The 25,286-nt window shown below is 56.3% G+C and carries 24 protein-coding genes; 8 read left to right on the top strand and 16 right to left on the bottom strand.

Annotated elements, in window-relative coordinates; all coding sequences use genetic code 11:
- Nucleotides 1-140 precede the first annotated feature (140 nt).
- The 3 genes from GOB93_RS16080 to GOB93_RS16070 all read right to left on the bottom strand — a co-directional run bounded on the left by GOB93_RS16080 (nt 141) and on the right by GOB93_RS16070 (nt 1,726).
- Nucleotides 141-1,091 (bottom strand): polyprenyl synthetase family protein, encoded by a 951-nt coding sequence (locus GOB93_RS16080; protein WP_173584513.1) that lies wholly within the window; start codon nt 1,089-1,091, stop codon nt 141-143.
- A gap of 8 nt (nt 1,092-1,099) precedes the next feature.
- Nucleotides 1,100-1,330: an exodeoxyribonuclease VII small subunit gene (locus GOB93_RS16075; RefSeq protein WP_173584512.1), complete on the bottom strand. Its 231-nt coding sequence runs from the start codon at nt 1,328-1,330 to the stop codon at nt 1,100-1,102.
- A gap of 144 nt (nt 1,331-1,474) precedes the next feature.
- Complete coding sequence (locus GOB93_RS16070; protein WP_173584511.1) at nt 1,475-1,726, bottom strand: sulfurtransferase TusA family protein; 252 nt, start codon at nt 1,724-1,726, stop codon at nt 1,475-1,477.
- 137 nt (nt 1,727-1,863) lie between these two features.
- On the opposite strand from GOB93_RS16070, the gene GOB93_RS16065 reads away from it, so the two are divergent.
- On the top strand, nt 1,864-2,790 hold the full coding sequence (locus tag GOB93_RS16065; protein ID WP_173584510.1) for an ROK family protein: 927 nt from the start codon (nt 1,864-1,866) through the stop codon (nt 2,788-2,790).
- A complete protein-coding gene (locus GOB93_RS16060) occupies nt 2,757-3,032 on the top strand; it encodes a hypothetical protein (protein ID WP_173584509.1) in 276 nt (91 codons plus the stop codon). Before GOB93_RS16065 ends, GOB93_RS16060 begins: the two co-directional genes overlap by 34 nt.
- Nucleotides 3,033-3,227: 195 nt before the next feature.
- Here the strand turns inward: GOB93_RS16060 and GOB93_RS16055 are convergent, their stop codons facing one another.
- The 9 genes from GOB93_RS16055 to GOB93_RS16015 form a co-directional block, all read right to left on the bottom strand.
- Nucleotides 3,228-3,635 (bottom strand): HesB/IscA family protein, encoded by a 408-nt coding sequence (locus GOB93_RS16055; RefSeq protein WP_408742408.1) that lies wholly within the window; start codon nt 3,633-3,635, stop codon nt 3,228-3,230.
- 14 nt (nt 3,636-3,649) lie between these two features.
- Entirely contained in the window at nt 3,650-4,045 is a 396-nt protein-coding gene (locus GOB93_RS16050) for an SUF system Fe-S cluster assembly protein (protein ID WP_173584518.1), read from the bottom strand.
- Between the two features lie 85 nt (nt 4,046-4,130).
- Entirely contained in the window at nt 4,131-4,568 is a 438-nt protein-coding gene (sufU, locus tag GOB93_RS16045) for a Fe-S cluster assembly sulfur transfer protein SufU (RefSeq protein ID WP_173584508.1), read from the bottom strand.
- A 9-nt stretch (nt 4,569-4,577) separates the two neighbouring features.
- A complete protein-coding gene (locus GOB93_RS16040) occupies nt 4,578-5,825 on the bottom strand; it encodes an aminotransferase class V-fold PLP-dependent enzyme (RefSeq protein ID WP_173584507.1) in 1,248 nt (415 codons plus the stop codon).
- A complete protein-coding gene (sufD, locus tag GOB93_RS16035; RefSeq protein WP_173584506.1) occupies nt 5,822-7,132 on the bottom strand; it encodes a Fe-S cluster assembly protein SufD in 1,311 nt (436 codons plus the stop codon). The genes GOB93_RS16040 and sufD overlap by 4 nt, the downstream gene beginning before the upstream one ends.
- Nucleotides 7,129-7,899, bottom strand: a complete 771-nt coding sequence (sufC, locus tag GOB93_RS16030) for a Fe-S cluster assembly ATPase SufC (protein WP_173584505.1) — start codon at nt 7,897-7,899, stop codon at nt 7,129-7,131. Before sufC ends, sufD begins: the two co-directional genes overlap by 4 nt.
- Before the next feature lie 88 nt (nt 7,900-7,987).
- Nucleotides 7,988-9,478 (bottom strand): Fe-S cluster assembly protein SufB, encoded by a 1,491-nt coding sequence (sufB, locus tag GOB93_RS16025; protein WP_173584504.1) that lies wholly within the window; start codon nt 9,476-9,478, stop codon nt 7,988-7,990.
- 6 nt (nt 9,479-9,484) lie between these two features.
- Nucleotides 9,485-9,982: an SUF system Fe-S cluster assembly regulator gene (locus GOB93_RS16020; protein ID WP_173584517.1), complete on the bottom strand. Its 498-nt coding sequence runs from the start codon at nt 9,980-9,982 to the stop codon at nt 9,485-9,487.
- Nucleotides 9,983-10,137: 155 nt separating this feature from the next.
- Nucleotides 10,138-12,951 carry a phosphoenolpyruvate carboxylase gene (locus GOB93_RS16015; protein ID WP_242010846.1) on the bottom strand — a complete coding sequence of 938 codons (2,814 nt, stop codon included), beginning with the start codon at nt 12,949-12,951 and terminating at the stop codon, nt 10,138-10,140.
- Nucleotides 12,952-13,107: 156 nt separating this feature from the next.
- Between GOB93_RS16015 and GOB93_RS16010 the strand changes: the two genes are divergently transcribed.
- Together GOB93_RS16010 and GOB93_RS16005 are read left to right on the top strand one after the other, a co-directional pair.
- The gene (locus GOB93_RS16010; protein ID WP_242010845.1) at nt 13,108-14,451 is read left to right on the top strand and encodes a DUF445 domain-containing protein; all 1,344 of its coding nucleotides are present in this window, start codon (nt 13,108-13,110) and stop codon (nt 14,449-14,451) included.
- A gap of 296 nt (nt 14,452-14,747) precedes the next feature.
- Nucleotides 14,748-15,143, top strand: a complete 396-nt coding sequence (locus GOB93_RS16005) for a hypothetical protein (RefSeq protein WP_173584502.1) — start codon at nt 14,748-14,750, stop codon at nt 15,141-15,143.
- A 262-nt stretch (nt 15,144-15,405) separates the two neighbouring features.
- On the opposite strand, the gene hemA is transcribed toward GOB93_RS16005, so the two are convergent.
- Together hemA and GOB93_RS15995 are read right to left on the bottom strand one after the other, a co-directional pair.
- Entirely contained in the window at nt 15,406-16,671 is a 1,266-nt protein-coding gene (hemA, locus tag GOB93_RS16000) for a 5-aminolevulinate synthase (protein WP_173584501.1), read from the bottom strand.
- Nucleotides 16,672-16,931: 260 nt separating this feature from the next.
- Nucleotides 16,932-17,402 (bottom strand): hypothetical protein, encoded by a 471-nt coding sequence (locus GOB93_RS15995; RefSeq protein WP_173584500.1) that lies wholly within the window; start codon nt 17,400-17,402, stop codon nt 16,932-16,934.
- A 265-nt stretch (nt 17,403-17,667) separates the two neighbouring features.
- On the opposite strand from GOB93_RS15995, the gene GOB93_RS15990 reads away from it, so the two are divergent.
- The 3 genes from GOB93_RS15990 (at nt 17,668) to GOB93_RS15980 (ending at nt 22,083) form a co-directional block, all read left to right on the top strand.
- Nucleotides 17,668-19,620, top strand: coding sequence for a transketolase-like TK C-terminal-containing protein (locus tag GOB93_RS15990; protein WP_173584499.1), 1,953 nt, complete (start codon nt 17,668-17,670; stop codon nt 19,618-19,620).
- Nucleotides 19,621-19,706: 86 nt separating this feature from the next.
- Nucleotides 19,707-20,729: a type I glyceraldehyde-3-phosphate dehydrogenase gene (gap, locus tag GOB93_RS15985; protein ID WP_173584498.1), complete on the top strand. Its 1,023-nt coding sequence runs from the start codon at nt 19,707-19,709 to the stop codon at nt 20,727-20,729.
- A 130-nt stretch (nt 20,730-20,859) separates the two neighbouring features.
- Nucleotides 20,860-22,083, top strand: a complete 1,224-nt coding sequence (locus GOB93_RS15980; protein WP_173584497.1) for a phosphoglycerate kinase — start codon at nt 20,860-20,862, stop codon at nt 22,081-22,083.
- Between the two features lie 7 nt (nt 22,084-22,090).
- On the opposite strand, the gene GOB93_RS15975 is transcribed toward GOB93_RS15980, so the two are convergent.
- Both GOB93_RS15975 and GOB93_RS15970 read right to left on the bottom strand, forming a co-directional pair.
- Entirely contained in the window at nt 22,091-22,321 is a 231-nt protein-coding gene (locus GOB93_RS15975) for a hypothetical protein (RefSeq protein ID WP_173584496.1), read from the bottom strand.
- 1,000 nt (nt 22,322-23,321) lie between these two features.
- Nucleotides 23,322-24,269 (bottom strand): MIP/aquaporin family protein, encoded by a 948-nt coding sequence (locus GOB93_RS15970; RefSeq protein ID WP_194300096.1) that lies wholly within the window; start codon nt 24,267-24,269, stop codon nt 23,322-23,324.
- A gap of 432 nt (nt 24,270-24,701) precedes the next feature.
- Between GOB93_RS15970 and GOB93_RS15965 the strand changes: the two genes are divergently transcribed.
- Nucleotides 24,702-25,004, top strand: a complete 303-nt coding sequence (locus GOB93_RS15965) for a hypothetical protein (RefSeq protein WP_173584495.1) — start codon at nt 24,702-24,704, stop codon at nt 25,002-25,004.
- Nucleotides 25,005-25,286 lie beyond the last annotated feature (282 nt).

Here is a 25,286-nt window from a genome sequence, read left to right as displayed (position 1 = left end):
CGTCTCAGCACGAAGCTCGTCCGCAACCTGCTTCAGCTGCTCCGTCGACAAATTCCGTAAATCAGACGGATACTCTACCCGGTCCAGTAACGGAAAACGGCCCCGGGAAGGGCATGACCCCGACGGTTCGCTCATAGAAATCAGCTCCTGCGCTCGACGACGTAACGCGCCAGGTCGCGCAGCCGTTCAGCTCTGTCTCCGAAAATGTCCAGTGCCCCGCAGGCGCGCTGTATCAATGCTTCTGCCTCACGTTGCGCCCCTTCAATACCGAGAAGAGCCACGAAAGTGGATTTTTCCGCTGCCAGATCCTTGCCGGCGGTCTTTCCCAGTTCCTCGGCGCTCGCCGTCGCGTCAAGTACGTCATCGGCAATCTGGAAAGCGGCTCCGATGTCCCGGCCGTAGATCACGATCCGCTCACGCTGTTCAGGAGTTGCCTGCCCGAGAACAGCGCCGGCTTCTGCCGAATAACGAATCAGACATCCGGTTTTGAGAGCGTGCAGATGCCGCACCTCATCCAGCGACAGGGTTCTCCCCTCTCCTTCCATGTCGATCATCTGACCGCCCACCATCCCGGCTGCACCGGAGGCCTGAGCCAGAGCCCGGACCAGATCCAGACGCACTGCCGGGTCCGGATGAGTCTTCGCTTCTGCGAGGACCTCGAATGCCCTCGTCTGGAGGGCATCTCCTGCCAGGATCGCAGTTGCCTCATCGAATTTGCGGTGAGTCGATGGCTGGCCACGTCGCAGATCGTCGTCATCCATCGCCGGAAGATCATCATGCACCAGAGAATACGCATGAAGCATCTCAACCGAGGCCGCGGCACGGTAAGCGCCTTCTTCAGAAGAAGACCCGGCACGACTACCAAAAAGTGCCGCGACTTCGGCTACGAGATACCCGCGGAGACGTTTCCCGCCGCCGAGCGTCGCATAACGCATGGCATTGATCAGTCTTGCTTCAGGCCCATCTGACACTGGAATCAGCCGGCTGAGCATTTCTTCAATTGCGGCCGCACGTTCTTTCAGGGAAACCCGCAACGCTTCAGATTCACGCTCGGACAATACAGGACGTTGGCTTGCGCCGGAGTTGGTCATGACGAAATTCAATCCAAAGTTTTCGCGTCCAGGGAGCCGTCGGCTCTCTGGACGATCGCCTGGACGCGGGCTTCCGCTTCACGCAGCTTGCTCTCGCAATGAGCACGCAGGGCAGCTCCACGCTCGTATGATGTGATGGCCTCCTCCAGCCTGAGCTGACCACCTTCAAGGCTTTTCACAATACGTTCGAGCTCGGCGAGAGCATCCTCGAAGGACAGGGAGGCGATATCACCCGTCATATCCAATGGCGTCCTCATTCGGTCATCAAGCCGCAGCCCTTACCGCGTGAACCGGCTCTTTGCCAAGTCCGCACGATTATCAGGCATGTAAGGCTCAGAAAAAAAGAAAACGATGCTGTCAGCCGCCGCACCACAGAACAACAATTATCCGGAGATACCGGAGTTATGAATCTGTTTCTTACGAATAACGAACGACAACACTCCGCCTTCTTCACCAAAGGCAAGCAGTTCGTGTCCGGTTTCCCGACAAAAGGAGCGGAAATCCGAGGCTGACGCGTGATCCGTCGCCAGCACACGGAGATGGTCACCTGCATTCAGGCTGCGCAGTGCCTTATTGGCTTTAAGGACCGGAAGAGGACAGCTCAGTCCCCGCACGTCCAGAAGTGTCTCACTCACCAGCTTCAATCCGTTTCAAAAAATGCTCCCCATTATAGACATATTCGTCCGCATGAGTGATTCGTTCAGTCAGAGAGGCTTTCAATCCTGGCCGGGTATGTCCCGCTGGCCGACACGCAGGGGTAGAGCGAGCAACGATGAATAAATTGCATCTGGGCGTCGATGTCGGCGGTACCAAGATCGAACTGGCGGCCATCGATCAGGCAGGGCAGATCCGGTTCAGGCGCCGTGTTCCCAATCCCGGGGAATATAATGGTCTTCTGACGACCATCCGCGATCTCGCTGATCTCGCCGTGAGTGAACTTGGCATCGGAGGGAACGGAAAAAATATTCCTCTTGGGGTGGGTATTCCCGGCTCGACGAATAAAGCAGACGGACTTGTCAAGAATGCGAACGCGACATGGCTGAACGGTAAACCGTTCGAACGGGATCTGCCCGGGGTTACCGGCCGGCCTGTGCGAGTCGAGAATGATGCAAACTGCTTCGCGCTTTCAGAAGCCATAGATGGTGCGGCAGCAGGAAAAAGCATCGTTTTTGGGGTCATTATCGGGTCAGGAATGGGTGGCGGTCTCGTCATTAACGGGCACCTCGTGACGGGTCTGCATCATGTCACCGGAGAATGGGGCCATACACCGCTTCCATGGCCACGAATCGACGAATTCCCAATGCCCAGGTGCTTCTGTGGCAATGAAGGCTGTCTGGAACGTTTCCTTTGCGGGCCAGCTCTGGCTGCTGACTGGAAAGGGGCCGGACATCGAAGCGCCGAAGGAATCGAAGAAGCCGCGGACCAGGGCGATAAGGCCGCACAGGCCGCTCTTGATCGCTATGTCGATCGTCTGGCTCGCGCCTGCTCTCTCGTGATCAACCTTCTCGATCCCGACGCGATTGTCCTTGGCGGGGGCGTTTCCAACCTCCGCAAGACGCTTGCACGCATTCCGTCGCTGCTTTCCCGGCACGTCATCACGCCGCAATGTGAAACGCAGATTCTTCCAAATCTGCATGGAGACAGTTCCGGAGTGCGCGGTGCTGCATGGCTCTGGGACGCCATGGAAACTATCAGCTAAGTGAACACCACTGGGGTTCGGTCCTGCAACAGGATCGTCCCGATCTGTCTAACTGCATTCACACCGGTGGCAGCAGAACGTCGCTGTCTGTGGATCGCATTGCTTCCCGACGAGATACATCTGACGATGTGCGGGAGTTTGTTTCAACCAGTGTCAAAAATGATCTTATGACCGCCCGTAATGCAATGGCGAAACTTGCGGCCCTGGTCGATAACAGACAGGTCACGAAAGCGCGGGAATAGCTGGCGGAAAAGCCCTGAGCACTTCACCTGCAATCATCTGCATCGGTCGGATTTCGTACGACTTATCGATGCTGCGATGTCCCGGTTCACACGGATGATCACCCAGGACCAGATCCCCGTATATCCAGTTCCGCTGCGATCAGTAAAATCGGTCAGCACCGAAAAATATCGGGCAAAAATTTCCTGATGACAAAATCAGACGTGAAAGCTCATTCCGCAGCCACAGCGTCCCTTTTCGTTCGGATTACTGAACACGAAGCCAGCTTCAAGCTCGCTACTCTGATAATCCATTTCCGAACCGATAAGGAACAGGACGGCTTTACGGTCGATAAGAACCGTCACCCCCTTATCTGTTACGCGCTCATCGCCAGGTTCGCCGGGTTCAGCGACGAAGTTCATATCGTACGCCTTGCCTGAACAGCCTTTTGTCGTCACGGAAATCCGGAGCAACTGGCCGGCGTGTGCGTCCTGATAAAGGCCGCGCAGCCTGTCTGCGGCAGCATCGGAAAGAGTAACCACTGGCGGAAGCTCACGAGCCGGTCTGGCTTTTGCCTGCACAGCAGCAGAGGTATTTTCGGATCCGGTCATTGCCTGCGCGCTCATTATCTTTTCCTGCCTCAGAACATGTTCAATGCAAGCCGGGCCTCATCGCTCATCCGAGACATGTCCCAGGGCGGGTCCCAGACGACATCAACCTCGGCGGATGTGACGTCTTTCACTTTCTCAATAGCCTCACGCACCTGTACCGGCAGTTCCTGTGCGCTCGGACAATTGGGGGCTGTCAGCGTCATCTCAACCTTCACCCGACCATCATCATGCAGATCAATCGCGTAAATCAGCCCAAGCTCATAGATGTTCACCGGAATTTCAGGATCATGCACCGTTGCAATTGCTTCGATTACGGCATCCTCGGACGGAACGCCCGAATGAGGCAGAACTTCTCCGTCAGGTGTCCAGTGCGCCACAGCAGCCTGATGAGACTCTGCACCAACGGATGAGCCCGCTGACTCCATCACATCCGGTTTGATGCCTCCCTGCGGAAGCACATCTGCCCCGGCTGCTTCAGAGGCCTGAACGTCTTTGTTGATCGTCGCAGGATCAGTCATGTTTCAGCGCCTCCCCAAGCGCGGTCCAGGGCAACGTCGCACACCGCAGACGTGAACGATGGGTTTTCAGCGGCAAAAACGCCTGCAATGCGCCGGGCAGACCAGCTTCGTCATCCAGATCGGCCGCCGAGGACTGGCTGTTAAGCATATCGGTAAACCGCCGTGCCAGTTCAAGAGCGTCGGCTTTTGTCCGGCCCATTACGGTTTCAGCCATCAGATCCGTGGAAGCGATACATATCGCGCAGCCACGTGTTTCATGACGAAGATCTCTGATCCCGTCCCGCTCCTCGCACAGCGACAACCGGACCCGGTCACCGCAGAGCGGATTGGTGCCCTGTGCCCGGGCGGTCTCCGCTTTGGCCGTACCCGCATATTGCGGAGAGCGGGACCTGGCGACAATCACCGCGTCATAAAGAGAACACGCATCCACAATCCGGACCTATACAAAAAACTGGCGAATACGCCGGAGAGTCGCGGCAAGCACATCGATCTCGTGCTCGGTCGTATAAACGGCGAAACTCGCGCGGGCCGTAGCTGTAAGCCCAAGTCTGCGCATAAGCGGTTCGGCGCAGTGATGCCCGGCGCGCACGGCAATGCCGTTACGATCGAGAAGAGTCGCAATGTCATGAGGATGGACGTCATCCATCGTAAACGACACCACACCTCCCCGGTCCTTCGGCTTTCCGACAATGGACAGGCCGGGAACATCAGGCAGAACCCGCAGAGCGTGTTTCGTCAGGGCCGCCTCATGGGCTTCAATCATGTCGAAGCCCACACTCTCCATCCAGTCAATGGCGATTCCAAGCCCGACTGCTTCAACAATAGCCGGTGTACCCGCTTCAAATTTCGCCGGAACCGGCGCCCATGTAGACTTCTCAAACGTTACCGACGAGATCATGTCGCCGCCGCCCATGAACGGAGGCATTGCTTCCAGCAGTTCGCGGCGACCGTACAACACACCGATGCCGGTCGGACCGTACAGCTTATGTCCGGTAAATGTATAAAAATCAGCATCCAGTTCGCGGACATTCACGCGGCGGTGCACAACGGCCTGGCTGCCATCGAGCAGAATTTTCGCGCCGGCGGAATGAGCCATTTCAACCAGGCGCGCCGCCGGCGTGACTGTTCCCAGCACATTCGACATATGGGTGATCGCGACAAGCGCCACCTTACCATCCGAAAGAAGCGCGCTGTATGCGTCCAGATCCAGATCACCATCATCGCTGATGGGCGCCACCCGCAGATCAATACCGGCCCGGTCACGCAGCATCTGCCATGGCACCAGATTGGCATGATGCTCCATTTCTGAAATCAGAACGGCCTGGCCGGGTCTGATGAGCGAGCCATAAGAATAAGCAACCAGATTGATCGCTTCGGTACTGTTGTGGGTGAAAATGATTTCCTCGCGGGATCCCGCCCCGAGAAATTCAGCAACACGAGAACGGGCCGCCTCATAGGCTTCCGTACTGCGCTCACTCATCCAGTGCAGACCACGATGGATATTCGCATATTGCGACCGCATCATCTCTGCCATGCCATCGATCACGACATCCGGCTTCTGAGCAGACGCCGCACTGTCCAGAAAGATCAGCGGTTTTCCGTGGACGGTCTGCGACAGAATTGGAAACTGTCCACGCAGATGCGAGAGATCGGCATGGCTCAGACTGTCTGTTTCGGAGATGCTCATGATAGGTTCTCCCCGGTCGTGACCCGCTTTACCAGCGCGCGCGCAAGTTCTCCATCGAGAAAGTCACGCGCGGCCTCATTCTGCACAAGCTCCGTTACCTCAATGAGGAACGCCTCGACCAGAATCCGTCTGGCATGGGCATCCGCGATACCACGGCTGCGCAGATAAAAAAGCTGCTCTTCGTCAAGGGCGCCGACTGTTGCGCCGTGACTGCACCGCACGTCATCAGCGTAAATCTCAAGTTCTGGCTTGGCGTCAATCTCAGCGCCTGGCGACAGCAGCAGCGCCTGATTCATCTGATAACCGTCGGTCTTCTGAGCAACGCGCTCTACAAGAACCTTTCCCTGGAAGACAGCGCGTGCCCGATCCGTAAGCACGTTTCGAACCGTCTGGCGTGAAATGCAGTCTGGCGCTCCGTGCATGATGACACTCGTAATATCCCCGACCTGGGCATCACCGAGAAGCTGTGCGCCATTAACATGCACAGCAGCATGTGTCCCTGAGAGACCGGCGTGAACTTCATGACGCGCAAGCGCCGCCCCCAGCCCGAGAACGAAACTTTCATAAGTCGCGTGACTGGCGATATCGGCGTAAACCGTCGCAAGATGGATAGCGTCACCCGCCTCACGCTGAAGCTTCACATGCTCGAAGTGAGCTTTCTCCGCAACAGAGCAGGTCAGAACCGGATTGTGAAAGTACGGATCTGAAACATCGTCTCCGGCGGCGATCTCGATAAGAGTAAGAGAAGCCTCTGCCCCGAGCGCAACACTGTGGCGGGGATGAAATGAGACTGTCCCTGATGATGATAGTGCCAGTGACACGAGCACGATCTGGCCAGCATTAACCCCGGAAGCAACAGAAAGTCTGACACCGTCCGATGCCAGCGCCGTATTCAGCGCCACCAGCGGGTCACGCTGAGGCGCTGCCAGTGTTCCGAACTCAGGCGAGGACGCAAAAGACAGGCACGAGACTCCTGCGGGCAATGAAGCGGCCGAAGCAGAGAGGCCTGCCGCCAGGTGTCCATTCACAAGAACCAGACGAGGCAGCTTCTCAAGCGCGCTTCCTTTCGGAAAAAGCGCTTCCAGCGCGGCATGTGCGGCCTGTTCGTCGAACCGGGCATCTGGTTCCGTAAAGGAATGGGCGCTCAAAGCACGCAGGTTGGTATAATGCCAAGCCTCAATACGCGGCCCGGGCAATCCGACTCTCGCGAGATCACCGGCTGCGGCCTTACGCTGCGAATCGTGAAGGCCGGCCAGCCTGGTCTCAAAAGGCGCAAGACTACGGCCGGCAGGAGCTATGGCGTTCATGCCGCCTCCGCGAGGAAGGACGCATATCCTTCCACATCAATCTGTTTCGCCAGTTCGGGGCCACCGCTGCGAACGATCCGTCCCTTGGCCATGACGTGAATACGATCCGGTCCGAGATAATCGAGCAGACGCTGATGATGCGTAATAACCAGTGCAGAGAAATCCGGTGACCGGAGATTCCTGACACCTTCAGCGACAATACGAAGGGCATCGACATCAAGACCGCTGTCGGTTTCATCTAGAATAGCGAGCTTCGGCTGCAGCATCGTCATCTGCAGAACCTCGTTGCGCTTTTTCTCACCGCCAGAGAACCCGACATTAACGTTCCGCTTCAGCATATCGTCGGACATCGAAAGATTTTTAGTCGCCGCTCTGACTGCCTTAAGGAACCCAACTGCATCCAGCTCGGTCTCTCCGCGCGCCCGACGCACAGCATTTACAGCTGTCCGCAGAAAATTCGCATTGTTGACGCCCGGAAGCTCAACAGGTGACTGAAATGCAAGAAAAAGACCCGCTGCGGCACGCTCTTCAGGCTCCATGGCGAGAAGATCCCTGCCGATGAAAGAGACAGACCCGGCTGTGACCTCGTATTCTTCCCGACCGGCGAGCACATAGGACAGGGTGGATTTGCCACATCCGTTCGGCCCCATAATGGCATGCACTTCGCCGGGAGGAATCACGAGATCAACGCCGCGCAGGATTTCCTTCGGTGTGCCATCAGCGTCAATACTGGCATGAAGACCGGAAATTTTCAGTAATTCGCTCATCTTTTTCACCCCGGAAGTCTCTGCCACGTCACGACAAAGGTCCTGTTTTCTTTTGATATCTGTAACGACAGTCATAAATGTTCGTGTCTTAACCGACGCTGCCTTCGAGGCTGATCTGCAGCAGTTTCTGCGCTTCCACCGCGAATTCCATCGGAAGTTCCCTGAGCACGTCTTTGCAGAAACCATTCACAATCAGACCAACAGCATCTTCTTCCGACAATCCACGCTGCCGGCAGTAGAACATCTGGTCTTCAGATATCTTCGACGTTGTCGCCTCATGTTCTATCCGTGCCGACATATTGCGATTTTCAATATAAGGAACAGTATGGGCACCACACCTGTCGCCAATCAGCAGACTGTCGCACTGGGTAAAATTACGCGCACCTGATGCTTTCGGCATCATCCGCACAAGACCACGGTAGGTGCTGTCAGACTGCCCGGCGCTGATCGTCTTCGCGATGATCGTGGAACGTGTATTCCGGCCGATATGGATCATCTTTGTCCCTGTATCGGCCTGCTGATGGTTATTTGTCACAGCCACAGAATAGAACTCACCGACCGAACCCTCGCCCTGAAGAATACAGGACGGATACTTCCAGGTGATTGCAGAGCCTGTTTCTACCTGCGTCCAGGAAATTTTAGCTCTCGCACCACGACAGGCGCCGCGTTTCGTAACGAAGTTGTAGATACCGCCCAGTCCATTCTCATCGCCGGGGTACCAGTTTTGTACGGTACTGTATTTGATTGCTGCATCTTCCATCGCAACGAGTTCGACGACAGCGGCATGAAGCTGATTTTCGTCGCGCATCGGAGCGGTGCAGCCTTCGAGATAGGAAACTGAGGCTCCGTCCTCGACAATGATCAGCGTCCGCTCGAATTGACCCGTATTCCGGGCATTGATCCGAAAATAGGTCGACAGTTCCATCGGGCACCGCACACCCTTTGGAACGAACACAAACGACCCGTCTGTAAACACGGCGGCATTCAGCGCAGCATAGAAATTGTCACCGGCGGGAACCACGCTGCCGAGATATTTTCGGACCAGATCGGGATGATCGCGTACAGCCTCCGAGATCGGGCAGAAAATCACGCCAGCTTCAGACAGAGTCTTCCGGAAGGTCGTCGCCACCGAGACGCTGTCGAATACAGCATCAACCGCTACCGGAAGTCTGGCTTCCTCCCCTTCCGGCACCTCGACACCCACGAGAAGGGCCTGCTCATGAAGAGGAATTCCGAGCTTCTCATACGTTCTCAGAAGTTCCGGATCGACTTCCTCCAGCGATTTCGGACCAGGTTTCTTTTTAGGGGCGGCATAATAATGCGCATCCTGATAATCGATTGGTGGATAGGTGACTTTCGCCCAGGTCGGCTCCGTCATAGTCTGCCATGCACGGAAGGCGGCCAGCCGCCAGTCGAGGAGCCATTCCGGTTCTTCCTTGCGGGCCGAGATCAGACGAATGGTATCTTCGTTCAGCCCCTTCGGAGCGAAGTCCATCTCGATATCGGTTTCAAATCCCCATTTATAAGAGGACTGACCCAGCTTCTCGACCTGCTCACGCGTTTCAGTAACAGCTGGCATAATCCCCTATCCTCCAAACGTTCCGACCGGGTGATCGGCCACTTCGCTGCTGCGCAGCGTGTTATCCTGAGACGCAGAGCGCATGGTTCGGATACGTCTTGCCGGCGCGCTCGTTTCAGCCATTTGCGCAATCGAGATATTTGACAGCGCATCACGGATGGCTTCGTTCACGACATCCCAGCTCCCGTAAAGCGAACAGTCAGCGCCGTTATCGCACCCGCCTCCGCTGACACAGGCCGTCAGCGAAATCGGTCCGTCAACAGCGGCTATGACACGAGCGACTGAGATATCTTCGAGCCTTCCGGCAAGCCGGTATCCCCCCCGCGCGCCCCGATGGGATAGCACCAGCCCATCCGCCGAGAGTGTTTTCAGAACTTTGGCCACAGTCGGCTCCGGCACCCCGGTCTCGGCCGCAAGCGCGGAAGACGTCACGACTTCTTCGTGCCGGCCAAGTCCGACAAGAGTCAAAACAGCATAATCGGCCAGCTTCGACAGCCTGAGCATCGTTTCCCGTCCATGTACTGCAGGGTGACCTGCCATTGTGGACTAAATCAGTCCGGTTTCTACACAGATGCGGCTCTCGTGCCGGAACGTCAAGGCCAAAGCATCGCGGGAGCCGTGCAGCAACTGCATGAACACAAACACGTAAGCCGGTTTTGTCAGCCGAAAGCTCCGACGTGGTGGCTGATCGCAATACTGATTTCCCGCATCGTCTGGAACATCGACCGCATCGGCGCGAAGATCTCCTCATGCTCCTCGCTGTAGGAACTTTCATTCTGAGGACCGGCAGGTTCATGGAAATCAAATTCCGGTGGCCGGCTTCCATGTGGAAAAACCGCGTCAAGTTCGCGCAACACTGACGGAATTTCGAGGCACAGAATACGTTGCATCATCACCTCACGCGTAAAATTTCCACGGGGCATGAAGAATGGAACTTTCGTAGCCAGTACCCAGATTCGCTCAATCAGGGTAATACGGATTGCGTGAAGAAGGCGTTCAGGCATTCCCATCACCGGAGCATCCGGCCAGGCCGCACGCAGAGCGAGATGATCAGCCTGAATACGCCGGAACATGGACTGTGTATCCGCCCAGAAATCGAGCCGTTCAAGGTCATGCATGACTGCAAGATAGCGTTCACGCTGACCCGGACGTGTTTCCGTCGTTGCCCGATCCAGCCAGTAGCCCGGATCAAGCAGCCATATCACGCTTCGAAGAACCTGATCGTCTGAATGAGCCAGCGCGTGCGCGGCAAAATCAAGAGCCCTGTGGAAACGCGGACTGTGTTCGAGGAATGTATCGAACGTCTCCGGATGGCGGCGTGCCGCGGAACCGAGTCCCTGAATCGTGTTTGCGCACCAGCCGAGTTGCTGCAGAATGGCATTATTGGGGATCGCTCGGAGCTGACCTGGATGAGTGATGCGCGGTGTCACGCCCCGCCCCTCGCTCTGTCGCGCGGCAGGCCTGGAGCCGGTTTTGTCGATAAGCGACGGGCCAAAAGCGCCCAGGAGGTCCGCGTAGCCCGGGTCGGCCACCAGTCCGGTCATGGCTTCTGCGATGGTGGAAAAGAAGTCTGATGAAAAATCCGGTTCGTCGTAAACCGGGTCTCTCAGACTCTGCGCCGGTTCAAACACATGTTCTGCGATCGTCGCGATACTGGCCCGGGCGAGTTCAGGCGTACCAAACAGCAGGTAGCCATCGCCTCCCTGAAAAGCTGTCTCCTCACGATATTTCACGTCCTGAGCGACGAACCGCGCGCGTACATGTGGTGGGGAAAGGTAGTCGAGCCGGTCCGCAAGCCGGAAAGGATGACCTCCGCGCCCGATACTTTCGCCATGCGTGTCGAACAGGATCACCTCGACATCCGGCAGATCCCATTTCCGCAAAAGATCGATTATTTTAAGCCTCAGACGTTCAACCAGATACGTCGCCGCCAGCTGGCCTACGTAACGGCCCGAATCGGAGTATCCAAACTGAAGGCTCATCCGGCCCGTTGCACGAAGGTAAGCTCTCCAATGCGGGGAACGCAGAGCCTCATCAATGATCTGCGCGCCACCGAGCAACGCTTCCCGGGTTTCGAAAAGCGGCGAAATCTCGATTTTTTCCGCAATACCGAAATAATGTGCCAGCCAGAGTGCGGCGAGCAACGTGTAGCCGCTCTCCGTCTCGGCAATCAGAAAACGTACAGATGTCGCTGAATCGATATGCTTGACGATCTGCGCGATCGTCATCATCAGCCGTGCCGCCGAGGCCTGCTCCGCAAGCAACGCACCGAAATCGACCGGCACCGGTTTCACCGCATCCAGCGCCTCATTAATACGGGAGAGCAACGCGCGTCTGTGAGCAGGGTCGGCGGGATCATCCGTCAGGCGCAGGCGCTGGCGAATAACATTATGGATCTGAGTTGCATTCAGCCTGGTGTGGCTGTGAGCGGCTGACATGCCATGCGCGAACAGCCCGGCACGGGCGACAGCCAGCCTGAGGGCCGTTTCACCCGAGGTTGTATCAATGGTATCCTGCAGCGCATCTGCCAGAACCGCAGGATCGGCAATTGCATCGGCGCGACGATCTACAATAAGGCGGGCGAATTCAACGACGGCATCGGGATCATTCGCCTGCGGACATGCGGCGATCTGCGCCTCCACTGTATAACAGGCGCGGGACAGCCGGCTGTGCAGGATCGGTGCCTCCGCACCGGAGTCCGTAATCTGCGAACGGAGCCGCTGAAGCTGAAACAGTTTCATGCGAAGACGCAGCCGCATAGTGTCCCACCAGCCGATATCGGTACGACCGTCTGTATCGTAACCCACCCATGTCGTGAGAATCACGGAGCGCGGCACGAGCGTACTCCATAAATCCGGCCACTTGCTGCGGGCGGCCAGCAGGAGATCAGAGACGAACTCATCAATCGCATCCCGGCCACGCAGAATTGCCTCCGTAGCGAGAGTAAATTCCTCTTCCAGAGTCGGCGGCGCACTGCGGCGGTGTGTTTCAAAATCCGGTGCAACATCACCGGATACAGGCGCGGATGCATAATCGGCCAGCGCCGCATAAACCCGGTTTGCGAGTGCGAAAGTCGGATGGGCAGTAAAGACCGCAGCGAAATGTATGCGTTCCACCTGCTGCCGAAACCGGTCAAAGGCCTCGGACAGACCGGCGACATCGCCTGTTTTTTCTGCCTGTTCGGGATTCGTGCTCCGAAGTGCCTCTTCCAGAATTAGTCCGACAACCGTGGAAAAGCGGTTTTCCGTCGCGGGCGACCCGGTCCCTTCCGGATATCGATGCAGGCGGGCAGCCCGACGGAGGAATGCATCATCCCGCAAATGCCTTACGACTGTCTGCAGATCAGACAGGGACAGCTCTCCGTGATCGAGCATCGTGTCGATTCGGCGGGCCATCGACAGGACGTCGTTCCCGGTTGTCTCAGGAACGCCACCAGCGCCGTTTTTTACCAGATCACTCTCTGGCGCCGCCATTGAGAGCACGGCCCGGACGCCCGGCGATGCATCTTCCAGCCTGAAAGACCCGGCCGAACCGGAACAGGAGAGCGTTTCAGCCATAGATTTCTTCCCGATCCGATTGATGCGGTGTCATGTTTCGTAAGGTCGTGCGGCGGATGATTCCACTTCGACATGACGCCATTCGTTTGGGAAGGTGGTCAAGGCAGTGCTATCCAGCAATTGATGAGTATTCAGCCTTATTCAGACGATGATGCCCGCCGGGCGCTTACGCGGCAGAAACACGCGGCGACAGGCCTTCTTGCAGCAATGGGTGGCCTTACAGCCGCGGGTTATCTTGCCCCTCTCTATGGTCTTGTCGCACCGGGTCTATGGCTGGAGACATTACGGGCCGGTGCGCGGGCGGGTGTAGTCGGAGGTCTGGCGGACTGGTTTGCGGTCACGGCGCTGTTCCGCCACCCGCTTGGTCTGCCGATTCCGCACACGGCAATTATTCCCGCACAAAAGGAACGACTCGGCCGGGCTCTGGGCCGGTTCGTTTCCACACAGGTCTTCACGGAAGATGAAATCAATCAGGTCCTGACGAGGATCGATATTCCAACCGTGGTCGCCGATATTCTTGCTGACCCGTCCACAGCAAACACTCTTACTGCCGGTGTGGTCAGTGCAGTGCCGCAGATGCTGGAGCGCATGGAAGATGGCCGTGCCGGTGCTGCTGTCGGACGCAGCCTGCCGGTTCTGCTCGGGGGAAGTCATCTCGCGCCCGTCATCGCCCGGGCACTGAGGGCGCTGGTCGATGGCAATCAGCATCAGGAAGTTCTGTCTTTTCTCCTGCGTCAGCTCAAATCCGGACTGAAGGCCAAAGAACCGGCTCTCCGGACAATGATTGAAGAGCGTGTTCGCGAACAGGGCGGCCGTATACTGGGCTGGGCCATTGGCGGATCAATCGCAAATAAAGTCCTCGTAGCGGCAAGCGAGGAGCTTGATCGGATCAATCCGGAAGACTCGACCTTACGGGAAGGATTTACTGAGTGGGTAAGGTCGGAAATTGACCGCATAGAGCTTGACCCGAAGCGCGGCGAGGATCTGTCCCAGACGCTGAAAACCGTATTTGCGCATGATTCCATGCTGGCCTGGGGTGGTGATATCTGGTCGCGACTGAAACGCATGATTCAGGAAGATATCCGCAAAGACGACGGCTGGATTGCCACACTTGTCCGGGAAGCACTGACAAAACTGGCCGCACAGGCCAGAAATGACCCTGCCATGCGTGCGCGCATCGAGGACAGCGCACGGAAAGCCATCGTCAGGTCACTCCCTTACTTACGCGAACATCTTTCCGGGTTCATCGCAACTGTGGTGGGAAACTGGGACGCCGTCGCCGTTGCCGACAAACTGGAACTGAGGGTTGGACGGGATCTGCAGTATGTCCGGGTTAACGGCACACTTGTTGGCTTCGGCGTCGGAGCGCTGCTTTTTCTGTTGCTCCGCTTCCTGTTTGGGGTAACCGGTCAGTAATGACCTGCCAGACCGGATATTTGTAAAGAGATCTATTTAAAATATAGATATTGAAGATAAGAAATATTATATAAATACATAATATGATATTGGAAAACAGAATTCTTCTGAATACATCAGAAAGAGATGAAAAATCATCAACAGGAAATAAGGCCCGACGATTCCTGTTCGGGAAAAATTTTCATGGCGACGTGTCTTCCTGGTCGCCTGTTACGTTATAAGTGGCCCTGGCAATATATTCTCTGCCTCGATACCGGCTCTGCCCCGCGGAGTCAGATGACGAAAGGAATCCTTTCATGCGGTCGCTCTTCTCAAAGGCCCTCCTTGGTGCAACCATTCTTATTGCTGCGCCGGCCCTGACCATTTCCTCTGCGGCTCCGGCCTCAGCTGCACATCATCATGATCATGCCAAATCAAAAACTGGCGCATCAAAAGAGACCGGTGAGGCCACGACTGACGATCTGAATGCGAAGAGCTTGGCGGCTGCGCAGCAGGACAAGGTCCCTTCAATGAGTCCCGATGCGATGCCGGGAATGCCAGCACCTCCTGGTATGAGCATGCCCACCGGTAAGATGCCGACTGTAACAGCTCCGACTGTTTCTGTTCCGGCAGCGGGCACCGGTGTCGTTGCCCCGGCCGCACCGGCTGCGCCGACAACAACCGTCCCTGCGAACGCGCCGACCGGCGACTAATTGCTTTCGACCATATCCGGGGCGTGCGTTCAGACCGTACGTCCCATTTCTGCAGCAGATTAAATTTCTGACAACAGGCGATTTCAGACAACTCTCCGGATTTTGTACATGCTCTGAAGCGATAAGAGCTGTATTGCCCTTTTGTGCTCGGACAATGCGCCGCTAAGCTGATGATACAATCCGCTAGTCTGGCAAAAGACTAAGCTCCGGCGACATCAGCTTCCTGCATCAGATGATGCGACGAAACTGCCTTTCCCAGTAATCACGCAGCTTTATCGACTGGTGTCTGGCCCGATGATGGCACAGGCACTTCTGCCAGAAGCACTCCGAGCGCCTCCACCATTCTGTCCATCATCTCATCCGTGTGGAACGGTCCGGGCGTCAGCCGCAATCTCTCCGTGCCGCGGGCGACAGTCGGATAATTAATCGGCGTCGCATAGAGCCCGTAATCATTCAGCAGCCGTCTGCTGATTGTCTTACAGCGTTCTGCGTCACCAACAGGCACCGGCACGATATGACTCGGCGTCATCGTGAACGGTACTCCGGCCGCACGCATCTTTGCCCGGAACGTATTCACGCGTTCAAAGATTTTTTCACGACGCCAGTTCTGTGAACGGACCAGTTTTACACTGGCGAGCGCCGCCGCCACGACCGAAGGTGGCAAAGAGGTCGTAAAGATAAAACCGGAAGCCGAAGACCGCAGATAATCAACAATCTGGGCAGAGGCGGTAATATATCCGCCATGAACACCAAATCCTTTGGCGAGGGTACCTTCGATGATATCGACCTGGTCGGCAACGCCGTCCCGCTGCGTGACTCCCCCGCCCTCCTCGCCATAGAGACCGACAGCATGAACCTCGTCAATATAGGTCATAGCACCATATTTGCGGGCAAGAGCGCAGGTTCCGGCGATATCGGAAATATCGCCATCCATCGAATACACACTCTCGAAAGCAATCAGTTTCGGGGCATCTGCCGGAGCGGCGGCCAGTTTCGCCTCAAGATCAGCCAGATCATTATGCTCATAGATGACTGTCTGAGATCCGCGTGCTCCCTTGATCCCGGCGATCATGGACGCATGGTTTTGCCGGTCGGAAAAACAGATCCAGCCGGGCATCGATGTCAGGATAGTCTGCAGGCTGGCTTGATTCGACACGTACCCGGACACGAACAAAAGTCCGGCCTCCTTGCCATGCAGGGAGGCGAGTTCGGCTTCCAGCGCTTTATGCCATGGACCTGTGCCAGCGATATTACGTGTGCCCCCGGCCCCCGCACCGTGCTCACGAATGGCGCTGATCGCCGCCTCGCAGACTTCCGGCTCGACTCCCATTCCGAGATAGTCGTTAGAGGACCAGACAACTACTTCACGCCCGTCAGGTACGGCGTTCAGCTCTTCCTCGTAAACCGGATATCGTGCAGCCTGTCGGGCAAGTGGCGTGAAGGTCCGGTAACGTCCCTGCCTGCGAATGTCCGCAAGGGCCTGATCACAGAAATCGTAAAAAGGGTGTCTCGCGTTACGAATAGTCACCCTGCCTCACTCCTGTTATGGTCAGCCCCGATCGGGTGCGACCTCATTCCAAGCCTGATACGAGACCCGACCTCCTGACAGAGGGCGGGACGCACAGGGCATTCATCAGCGGTTTCGACACGTCCCGCCTGTCAGTAAGAGATGCCACATGAGGAACATCCCGGATTAAGAATCACCGCCGTTTTCCGGACGGAGTTACTCTCAGACACGAGCAAAAAGGCAGCCCATCACACGCTGACCGTGTGTCCCAGGCGGCAATCTCACTTCACATACACCCGGATTCTTGGTCCTGCCACTCCGGAATCCGGCATAGCCGTCATCTCCACCTGCTCTGGCGCGGCTCCGGCAGCTATGATGGCGCCAGCCACCTCCTGACCGTCGACGGCCACAAGCCGGGCCAGAATTTTCTGGATGGCGTCGGCATCAGCACCAGGAGGGGCCAGAGCGCGCACCTGAAAAAGAATATTTGGCTTTCGGACGAGGGCCTGTCTGACGACTGACTGAAGGGGCTTTGTCCATTCGGCGGGTGGTGTGCCGGCGATCACCTCGATCAGCGGCGGAACAGGCGGTGGTCCTGGCGGTGGTGGCGGGATGTAGACTTTCGGTGGACGGCTGGCCCGCGGATTAAAAGTGCGCTGATCAAGCAGATCGCATCCTCCAAGCAGGGCAACGGCTCCGGTCAGGCCTGACCGGAGAAAAAGTCTTCGGGCTGACGACCCCTGCACAGACATTTTTGGACACCGGGATAATTTCGGGAACAGCGGTTCTCTGGAAGTGTGACGTGCCATACCGGAGACGGTTGCAGGAAGTTCATGGCTCGGCAAGACACTTGCTTACATCCCGTTCACAGCGGTCTTCTGGAAGATGTGGCGGGCGTGACCTTGCTATGGGTGAAATCACGCCCTAATAGCCGCAGAAAATAAGAAATATGGGGCAAAATCAGCTGACGCCCGAGTTGCAAATTTTTCTGCAGTCCATGTCATGACGGTCTCTCCGATGACGGCCGAACGCCGACACGGTCATGATCCGGTACATGCTTTCGCGTCAGCGGCCCGCTCTCTTGCGTCCCGGCTCGCAACATCACCCGACCTGTCTGACGCCATCCCCAATGCTTTATGGCTGTTTACCGCAGCCCTCTGGCAACGCGCCTTACGCTTCGACCCTGAATATGCCCTCTGGCCTGACCGGGATCGTTTTGTTGTCTCGTCTCCACGGCTTCTGCCTCTGCGGCAGGCATTTCTGCAACTGGCAGGATGGAAAGACGAACTGAGTGCGGCGGGAGAACTTCACGGTCTGGCAGGAGGATTACCCGGTCAGGCCGTCGCGTCTGCCGCAGGAATGGCTCTTGCCGAGAAAATACTGAGCCGCCGGTTTGGCCACTCTCTTGTCAACCACCGCACATGGCTGATCGCTCTGCCCGGTGATCTGCACACGGGTGTGGCGCTCGAGACAGCCGTTCTCGCAGGCAGGTTCGGTCTGGAGCGGCTGACTGTGGTCGCAGCGGCTTCCGTCACACGAAATACAGAACGCCAGTCAGGAGATGAGGATATTGGTCAGATAGCGGGAAGCTTTGAATCGTCCGGATGGTCAGTCCGTCGGATAAATACCGAAGATCCCGCAGCCATCATTTCGGCATTGACTGCTTCTCAGCGCTCCCGGAAACCGTCCCTCATTCTTTGCGAGTCCAACGCTAAGGCACCTGAGCCATCTAAAACCGCCATCGATGTGACGGCGTGGGACCCTACGAAGAGGAAGGGCCGGGCCGCGAGGCGCGCCTGGCTGCGGCGACTGGGTCATCATGCACAACGGGCTGAATTCGAGCGCATCATCTCCGGTCGGCCGATCCCGGGACTGAACGACGATTTCTTTCGAAACTGGATGATGACTCGGGCGACGGCTGAACCTCATGGCTCTGCTCAGCCGATCATCAGCGCGGGCCTGCATGGTCGTGACATTTTTTCCGCTCTGATGCCCGAATTTATTACGCTGAGAAGCGGAGAGCCTGCCCAGTTTCCGACGGGACGTAAAAATACGGCCAGCATCAGCAAAACGAACCGGCCGGCAACTGCCGGATTCTATGTCTGTGGTCCGCGCGAACCGGCCATGGTGGGATTGATGAACGGCCTGGCGCTGCACGGCGGCCTCATTCCATGCGGCATAGCTCCGCTGCACTCTATAGACCGTATGCGGCCTGCTCTCCGTTTTGCAGCCCTCGCCCGGCAACGGCTGATCTGCCTGCTGACAGAAAGTGATCCCGATCTCGGGGGTGGCATGTGGCAGCAGGTTGAACAGTTAGCGAGCCTGCGGGCCATGCCGAATCTGGCCCTGTTCCGACCAGCAAGCATCCATGAAGCGGCGGCTGCATGGAGCTGTGCCCTGGTATGGCAGGGCGGACCCAGCGTTATTGTCCTTGGACGCCAGCCTGCGTCGCTCATATCCATGATGAACCAGAGTCTGTCAGAAACGGGAATTCCGGAAACAGGGGTTACGGACGGCCCTGATATGCGTACCGGATTATCGCGCGGTGGTTACGTGCTGGAGCATTCCTCCGCAGATAACGAAAAACGTGATGTGACACTCATCGCGTCAGGTCCTGAAATCCTGATCGCAAAGCGGGCAAAGGAACTCCTTGATGAGGATGGCCTGCGGGTCGCGCTCGTTTCTTTGCCATGCTGGGAACTGTTCACCCGGCAGGATCAGGCTTATCGTGACTTCGTGCTTGGGAAAGCCCCACGCGTCGCAATCGAGGCGGCCTCAGGTTTCGGCTGGGAGCGCTGGCTGGGCAGCAAAGGAGTTTTTATCGGCAGGGACGAATTTGGCCTGGCAGCCGGTTTTGGCGCGTTATACCACAATTCGGGTATTACGCCGGAAGCCATTCGTGAACGGGCTCATAAACTTCTCAGAACGGCACGAAAGGCGGCGGACCCGCATGGCGGGCTGCATCACTGAAATGCGGTGTGGGTAAAACCTTGTCGCACAAGTCAAACGCAGGACGTCATTCCGACGTCTGAACAACAAGACGGAGACAAACTCAGATGGCAGTCAAAATCGCGATCAACGGATTCGGCCGCATTGGCCGCCTCGTGCTGCGCGGCATCATTGAAAGCGGGCGGACAGATGTCGTTCCGGTCGTTATCAATGATCTTGGCAGTGTCGAAGCCAACGCGCATCTTCTGAGCTATGACAGCATTCACGGTCGCTTTCCTGCCGAAGTGAGCGTTGATGGCAACAGGCTAATTATCAGCGCTAATGGCCGTACGTGGGATCCGATCACTGTCACGGCGGAACGGGACCCATCGAAGGTGCCGCTCAGTGGCGTCGATGTGGCGATGGAATGCACCGGCCTGTTTACGACAAAGGAAAAGGCTTCTCCCCTTCTTTCTGCCGGAGCGCGCAAGGTCATTATTTCCGCACCGGCTGACAGTGTCGACGCGACGATTGTCTACGGCGTGAATCAGAACACGCTGACCTCCGATATGACGGTCATCTCCAACGCGTCCTGCACAACCAACTGCCTGGCACCGGTCGCGAAAGTCCTCGATGACGCATTTGGCATCGTACGAGGCTATATGGTGACAATCCACTCCTACACCGGAGATCAGCGCACTGTGGATACGCTCCATAAGGATCTGCGTCGCGCACGCGCTGCCGGACTGAACATGATTCCGACTTCGACGGGCGCTGCGCGCGCTGTCGGACTGGTTCTGCCTCATTTAAAAGGCAAACTTGATGGCACTGCCATTCGTGTTCCCACAGCCAACGTCTCGCTGGTTTCACTCGATTTTGTTCCGGAAAAAGTGCCGGCTTCCGTTGAAGCCGTGAATGACGCTGTTCGAAAAGCCGCTGAAGCAGGTCCTCTGAAAGGCATTCTTGCCTATAACAGCGCTCCGCTCGTCAGCTCCGATTTCAACCATGCGCTGGCCTCTTCAACATTCGACGCCACTCAGACGGCGCTGGTTGACGGCGGCCAGCTCGTCCGCATCTGCGCCTGGTATGATAACGAGTGGGGCTTCTCTAACCGTATGTCAGATACAGCCGCCGTCTTCGGGACACTCTGAGCGTTTTGCCCGGAAGCATTTCGCAGCAGAGTCGCTTCCGGGCTTTCTGACTGGTCATCCCGCTCGTGGACGCTGGCCCGACCTCCGGAGAACGGCGGCCGGGCGACGAGAAGACAGAAAGGATAAGTCGATGACAACCCGGTCTTTCAGGACGCTGGATACGCTTGCTCCCCAGGGTCAGAAAATTCTTCTGCGAGCTGACTTAAACGTACCGGTGCGCGATGGGATTATTTCCGATCTGACCCGGATTGAGCGGCTGGCGCCGACCATTAAAGAACTGGCCGACAAAGGTGGACGCGTGATCGTTGTCAGCCATTTCGACCGGCCGAAAGGCAAACCTGTACCGGAGATGTCGCTTGCTCCGATCTCCGAAGCGCTCGCCCGTATCCTCGGCAAAAAAGTGACCTTTGTTCCCGATTGCATCGGGCCGGCAGCGCAGGATGCAGTCGCTGCGATGAAAGACGGTGATGTTCTGGTTCTTGAGAACACGCGCTTTTACCCCGGTGAAGAAAAAAATGATCCGGAAATGGCGAGAGCCCTCGCCTCTCTGGCAGATATCTACGTCAACGATGCCTTTTCGGCAGCACACAGAGCCCATGCATCAACCGAAGGTGTGGCTCACCATCTTCCGTCCTTTGCAGGCCGCCTCATGGAGATGGAACTGGGCGCACTGGAAGCCGCTCTTGAAAATCCCGAGCGGCCGGTGGGTGCAATTGTCGGGGGCGCAAAAGTTTCGACGAAGCTCGATCTGCTGAACAACATGCTCGAAAAAGTGGACATGCTCGCCGTAGGCGGCGCAATGGCCAATACCTTCCTCGCCGCGCAGGGATTTTCCGTAGGCAAATCGCTCAGGGAAGAGGAGATGCTCGATACGGCAAGAGCGATCATGGCAAAGGCTGAAGGACGGGGCTGTGATCTTGTGCTGCCGGTGGACGTGGTGATCGCGTCGGATTTCATGGCGGGTGCGCCGACCGAGATTGTTCCGGTCAGTGAAATTCCCGATGGCTGGATGGCGCTTGATATCGGACCAGAAACCGTGGCGCTTCTGACCGAAAAACTTCGTAAACTGAAGACTCTCGTATGGAACGGTCCGCTGGGCGTATTTGAGATGCCGCCTTTCGATACGGGCACCAATGCCGTTGCTCAGGAAGCGGCGCGCCTGACCAAGGCAGGCAAGCTGAGAACTGTGGCTGGCGGCGGAGATACTGTCTCAGCTCTCCGTCATGCCCATGTGCTTCACGACATGTCCTATGTGTCGACGGCAGGCGGTGCATTTCTTGAATGGCTGGAGGGGAAAGTGCTTCCGGGCATAGTGATGCTCGGAGAAACCGCGCACGATGTTGCGCCGCTTTAAATTATCATTAACCGGCGTCGGGTACCACCGATGCCGGTGATCCGATCTCAGAGCGCTTCCGTATGATCTCGTCAGATCTTCTGACTGTCTTTTCGTCGCCGGCCGGGACGTCAACAACGTCGCAGGCGAAAAGGAAAAGTGCGGCTTCTGCCTCAGCGCTGACTGTCGTCCAGTCAGGATCATCGCCGCGCCTCGCGAGCGAGGGCCGGACCATGTCTTTGCCTGACGATGGAGCCACGCCCGTTTTCCGGCGGCGTGGTTATTACCTTGATCTTGTGGTCTGACATCCAGGAATTATCAGAGTCGATCGTCTGATCGACTGGATCAAATCTTTGTTCAGACCTGACAGGTCTATTCACTCATTGTTTTCCTGCTTGCTGCTGTCCCCGAGCTACGGTAGAGAAGCTGCGTGTTGTCCGCGTAGCTCAGCAGGATAGAGCACAGGATTCCTATTGAATTGGGCGCCGCATGGGAAACTGTGTGGTGGATCTGCTCAAATTCGGGGAACGCTTGGCCATCTCAGGTCGTGCCGATCCCGAGCCAAGCCCGGTCATTCTGGCCGGGAAGGTGTAGAGACTGGACGGGCAGCGCCTGTCGGCCCGGCAGGGCTCACGGCGAAGGGACAGTCCAGACCACGAACGCGATGCCACATGGCCTCGCGGCGGCGAAAGTCGAAGTGGTATGAATCCTGGGGCCGTGGGTTCGAATCCCGCCGCGGACACCATCATCACCTGAATTTTGCCGTATCTGTGCTTCTGGAGCTGAAACATCTCGTCTGCATACCAGCAGGAGAGCCATTAAGACGGCAACCCGCTCACTATTTCCTCGTTAAAACGGCATCTCTTTCCGGAGGTTCAGATGCGAAACATAATGAGCGGTGTCCCAACCAGCCCTGAAATTCCCCCAAAGCCGTCCGGTCCCCCTCCCGTTCATGACGATCCGGATACGCCTCCTCCTCAGCACGATCCGGAACAACCCGTTCCTGTCAAAGAACCACCGCAGGAACAAATGCATTGATTCACTCACTGCCTGAAAATTTTCGCTGATATCGTTTCTTCTGGCGATTTCCTGTAATCAGGAAATATCGATTAGTTATGAAGTGAAGCTGATAAGCGCTGGTAAAAAATTACCCTGTTCTGCAGTGTCGTTGCTGTTTCCGAATTTGTGCTCACCAGATATCCAGCAATTCGCAAGTCAGATATGGCTGAATAAACATCAGATTTATTCCAGAAATGACCCTAACCGGGTTTATTTTGGTGGGACAAAATTCCATCCGAATTATGATCATCATCTTTCACGGGCACCGCACTTCTGACATCGGGTGCACTTAGCCGGGGCACTCTGCCATGATGACCAAAATTGATAATTCGCGCTTCAGCGAGATGAACATACCCCACCAGCCCGGACCTGAGTATGCCAACGGCCAGGACTGAACCAATCAGAGGCCCGGCAAGATAAATCCACAATGCTCCCATATTCCCGTCAAATATCGCGGGCGCAAGTGAACGAACAAAATTCGTACTGTCTCCGGAAATCCAGGCAAAAATCGGATTCATCAGAAAGAAATACCAGCCACCGATCCATGGTGTGAAAAACTGGAAACGTGGATGGGCAGCAGCCCAGTATAAGGCGAAAATCAGCCCTGCAGTAACGATAGTCTCTGTCAGCACTACCCAGACAGGGCTCAGAACCGGAGTAGGTACTGTCGCGGCATAATGCGCCGATGACGCAATATATCCCCAGGAACTGAAGACGACGCCACTAAGAAAGACAAGTCCGGTGCCACACATTGCTCCGATAGTCTGGGCACAGATATATCCGATGGTATCGACTGCAGATAAACGTCCCGCAAAAGCAAAAGCCAGAGAGACCGAAGGACTCAGATGCGCTCCACTGACTTTCCCAAAGCGGGTCATCGCTGCCCAGGTTCCGGCTGAACCGAAAAACAGACCACAGAGTGCTGTCTGCAACCAGGGATGTCCGGCGAGAAGGCGTGCTACAGGTGAATTGTCCGCAGACAGAATACTAACGGCGGTGACACCGATAATCATCATAATCGCAGTAGCAACAGCTTCACATCCGTAAAGTTTCCAGTGAAACGGATGGTCGGGATGAGAGGCTCCTGCGAGCGGACGGTCCTCAATTTCCCTGCGTGTAAAATGAATATGATGAAAATTCTGATTCAAAAACCGGCCTCATGAGACTGAGATTACGCTTTCTTCCATATAGACACGATATCTTCTGTCGAAAGACATAGCACCAGAATGAGTTCCTTACGTCAGGCAACGCATAATATAACATCATGGTTCAGAACACGGCGGAGAGGACGACCACGAATTGTGTCCCTTAATTATTCCGGGTGAAGCATCAGATCATCAAACAACAGCAACCGGCAATCGGCTTTCTGCTCTTCACAAGAAAACTCTGATACTCCGGCCAGAAATTTACTGAATAATCCTGATCGTTCTTCGGAGGAATAATGAAACGTCATATTCTGTCAGCCACTTCATTATTGATGATTCTAAGTCTGACTGGCTGCTATGCGCAGTACAACTACCGGCCGGCAGGGTGGAGTGAGGGCTGGTATAGCGGTTATTATAATGGCCACAGAGGCTGGTATGATCGCCAGGGCAATTGGCGAGGCTGGCAAAGAAACGGCATCTGGCATGACGAACGCGCCAGAGGCTGGCGTGATCCACATCGCCATGATGCACGGCGAAGATAACAAAACGCTGAATGGATTCAGGAATGATGAAACGTTTTCTTATTACTGCACTTACCGCGGGGCTGATCGCGATGGCTTCTCCTGTGATGGCAGCAACAGACTGTACCGGGTCATCATGCACCCGGAATCAGGATGTCGGTCAGGACATTGCAACCGGGGCAAAAAACGCAACTCAGGATACTGCACGGTGGGGTAAACGCACCGGTAAGAATATTGGGTCCTGGGGCAGAAAAACAGAAAAGAACGTTGGCAACTGGAGTAGCAGGACCGGAAAAAAGGTGGGTAACTGGGGACACAGAACGGGGCAGACCGTAGGGAACTTTTTCACGGGGAATTCAGCAAAATCAGGCCAGACTTCAAACTGATTTTCAACAACCAGAATACGTATCAGTCAGATGCGTATTCTGCGACCTCCCGCAAGCTGCGGATAATCTCTCTCTTCTGCCGGCGTCGATCTTTATCCGCCAGGACGCTAATA

This window comes from Acetobacter musti (assembly GCF_011516835.1).
GTDB classification, from domain to species: Bacteria; Pseudomonadota; Alphaproteobacteria; order Acetobacterales; family Acetobacteraceae; genus Acetobacter; species Acetobacter musti.
Note: the sequence above shows the minus strand (reverse complement) of the source record. Positions and strands in the feature narration are given on the sequence as shown.

Bases quoted from the DNA above. Each gene is read 5' to 3' on its own strand.
- GOB93_RS16060 (WP_173584509.1), top strand. From the start codon at position 2,757: ATGGCTCTGGGACGCCATGGAAACTATCAGCTAAGTGAACACCACTGG.
- sufD (WP_173584506.1), bottom strand. From the start codon at position 7,132: ATGAACGCCATAGCTCCTGCCGGCCGTAGTCTTGCGCCTTTTGAGACC.
- GOB93_RS16015 (WP_242010846.1), bottom strand. From the start codon at position 12,951: ATGGCGGCGCCAGAGAGTGATCTGGTAAAAAACGGCGCTGGTGGCGTT.
- GOB93_RS16010 (WP_242010845.1), top strand. From the start codon at position 13,108: ATGACGCCATTCGTTTGGGAAGGTGGTCAAGGCAGTGCTATCCAGCAA.
- GOB93_RS16050 (WP_173584518.1), bottom strand. From the start codon at position 4,045: ATGGAGTCAGCGGGCTCATCCGTTGGTGCAGAGTCTCATCAGGCTGCT.
- gap (WP_173584498.1), top strand. From the start codon at position 19,707: ATGGCAGTCAAAATCGCGATCAACGGATTCGGCCGCATTGGCCGCCTC.
- GOB93_RS15995 (WP_173584500.1), bottom strand. From the start codon at position 17,402: ATGTCTGTGCAGGGGTCGTCAGCCCGAAGACTTTTTCTCCGGTCAGGC.
- GOB93_RS16055 (WP_408742408.1), bottom strand. From the start codon at position 3,635: ATGAGCGCGCAGGCAATGACCGGATCCGAAAATACCTCTGCTGCTGTG.
- GOB93_RS16005 (WP_173584502.1), top strand. From the start codon at position 14,748: ATGCGGTCGCTCTTCTCAAAGGCCCTCCTTGGTGCAACCATTCTTATT.
- GOB93_RS16065 (WP_173584510.1), top strand. From the start codon at position 1,864: ATGAATAAATTGCATCTGGGCGTCGATGTCGGCGGTACCAAGATCGAA.
- GOB93_RS16080 (WP_173584513.1), bottom strand. From the start codon at position 1,091: ATGACCAACTCCGGCGCAAGCCAACGTCCTGTATTGTCCGAGCGTGAA.
- GOB93_RS16040 (WP_173584507.1), bottom strand. From the start codon at position 5,825: ATGAGCATCTCCGAAACAGACAGTCTGAGCCATGCCGATCTCTCGCAT.
- GOB93_RS15990 (WP_173584499.1), top strand. From the start codon at position 17,668: ATGACGGCCGAACGCCGACACGGTCATGATCCGGTACATGCTTTCGCG.
- GOB93_RS15965 (WP_173584495.1), top strand. From the start codon at position 24,702: ATGATCGCCAGGGCAATTGGCGAGGCTGGCAAAGAAACGGCATCTGGC.
- GOB93_RS15980 (WP_173584497.1), top strand. From the start codon at position 20,860: ATGACAACCCGGTCTTTCAGGACGCTGGATACGCTTGCTCCCCAGGGT.
- GOB93_RS16020 (WP_173584517.1), bottom strand. From the start codon at position 9,982: ATGCTCAGGCTGTCGAAGCTGGCCGATTATGCTGTTTTGACTCTTGTC.
- GOB93_RS16075 (WP_173584512.1), bottom strand. From the start codon at position 1,330: ATGACGGGTGATATCGCCTCCCTGTCCTTCGAGGATGCTCTCGCCGAG.
- sufB (WP_173584504.1), bottom strand. From the start codon at position 9,478: ATGCCAGCTGTTACTGAAACGCGTGAGCAGGTCGAGAAGCTGGGTCAG.
- sufC (WP_173584505.1), bottom strand. From the start codon at position 7,899: ATGAGCGAATTACTGAAAATTTCCGGTCTTCATGCCAGTATTGACGCT.